This is a genomic window from Mesorhizobium sp. P5_C1, from assembly GCF_054049815.1.
Genome location: NZ_JBFULQ010000777.1, coordinates 1 through 1,994, shown reverse-complemented (window position 1 = coordinate 1,994; position 1,994 = coordinate 1). Strand labels below are relative to the sequence as shown.

Genomic DNA, 1,994 nt, shown 5'->3' with positions numbered 1-1,994 from the left:
GGGCCGTGCTGGCATCCTCGTAGGCGCCGCACAGGCCGAGCAGATCGGAATTCGTCGCGCTGAGGATTTGAAGCGTGCCGCGCAAGGCCGGCATCTTCAACATGAGCCTTAGCAAGCCCCGACGGTCGTGGGCGGTTTCGGAAGGCATGGCCATATGTTTCAAACCGAATGAATGACCTCGTGCGGAAGCATTCCAGCAAGCATCGTCACAGTGAGGGGAGGCGCGCCAGCACTTTACTGTTACAGCCGGGTTCTATCCGGGGCCTGCAAGCGTCACCGCCTTGGCGTTCGACGGCGCGATTTGGCTGCTACCAAGGGACCGGCATAAGCTCCAGCGGCGCCCCCATCGGTTCTATCGGTGGGCTGTTACCGTTTCGTATCGGTATGTGCGGCAGCCAAGTCTTGTGCCTGCAAGGCCCGCTCCTATTCTGACTGCCTGACGCGCTCGGTCAATCGAATGGGGCCTCTCCGAGGCCTGCATCGCCTGATCAACCAGCGCATCCAACCGCAGTCATCGACTTCGCAGGCTGAAGTCCGTGCCGGCGCGACGCACCAAACCGCTGGAGTTCGCGATGCCCTGTCCAGGATCTATTGTGCAAGAACAGGCGGCGTGCACGTCTAAGTCGTGGTTCGATAGATGAGTCCGGCCATGGACAGACGCAAGGTGCTCGCCGGCATGCTGGCCACCAGCCTGCCGCTTTCCAGCGTCGTGTCCGCGCGTGCTCAAGCTGCGCCTCTCGCTTCGTGGCATGAGGGGCCCGCCAAAGCTTCGATCATGGACTTCGTTGCAAAGGTCACGACGCCGGACGGCCAGGAATTCGTCATGGCCAACGAGCGTATCGCTGTTTTCGACAATGACGGAACGCTCTGGTGCGAACAGCCGATCTACTCGCAACTCGCCTTCGCATTGGACCAGGTGAAGCAGCTCGCCCCAACCCATCCGGAGTGGCAGACGCAGGAACCGTTCAAATCTGTCCTGTCAAACGACGTGTCAGGTCTGGTTCGCTCGGGCGAGCAGGGAATATTCAAGATCCTGGCTGTGACGCACGCCGGCATGACAACCGACGAATTCAACAGCGCGGTCATCAACTGGACCAGGACGGCGCGTCATCCCCGCTACCATCGTCCCTATACCGAACTTGTTTACCAGCCGATGTTGGAATTGCTGGAGTTCTTACGGCAGAACGACTTCAAGATATTTGTGGTGTCGGGCGGCGGTATCGATTTCATGCGCCCCTGGATGGAAGCTGTCTATGGCATCCCGCCGGAGAGGATCGTCGGGTCGTCGGGAGCAACCAAATACGTGGTGGGTGCCGACGGCAAGCCGGCCTTGATCAAGGAAGCCAAGATCGATTTCGTCGACGACGGACCGGGCAAACCTGTCGGCATCAACAAGTTCATAGGCCGCCGACCCATCTTTGCGTTCGGTAATTCCGACGGCGATCTGGAGATGTTGCAATGGACCGCCGCTGGAAGCGGCGCGCGGTTCATGGGGATCGTGCATCATACCGACGCCGATCGTGAATATGCGTACGATCGCAAATCCTCAGTCGGAAAGCTCGACAAAGCTTGGGACGAAGCGATGAAGGAACGCTGGACCGTCGTGGACATGAAGCAGGACTGGAAATTGGTGTTCCCGTCCTGAAAGGCACGGGCCGCGTTGAGGACAATTTCAAAAAGGCGGGTAAAGGCTTTAGTACAAAGATCGGAGCCCTTCGCTTTCGTACTGCGCGGCTATGATGGCGTAGACAAACCAACCGATCGAGCCAGATCGAACATCGCGCACTCACCAACCTGCCGGGCTTCACGGTGCTTGTGGGCAAGCGGCGCAAAACATTCGTTGTCCAGCGAGGTTTCGGTTGCGGTCCAACCGCATTGGCCTGAAATTTGGCGAAGGGCAGGGGTCCAAGGGAAGCATTTCCTGTTCTGAGCGTTTACCACAATAGAGTTTGCCATTGCCGTCGAAGGCGCAGATCCGCTGCGAGCCTCCAACA

At 58.9% G+C, this 1,994-nt stretch carries 1 protein-coding gene; it reads left to right on the top strand.

The window, feature by feature from the left end:
- The first annotated feature begins 676 nt into the window (after positions 1–676).
- Positions 677–1,645, top strand: a complete 969-nt coding sequence (locus ACXJ7R_RS31155; protein WP_457155160.1) for an HAD family hydrolase — start codon at positions 677–679, stop codon at positions 1,643–1,645.
- Positions 1,646–1,994: the final 349 nt, after the last annotated feature.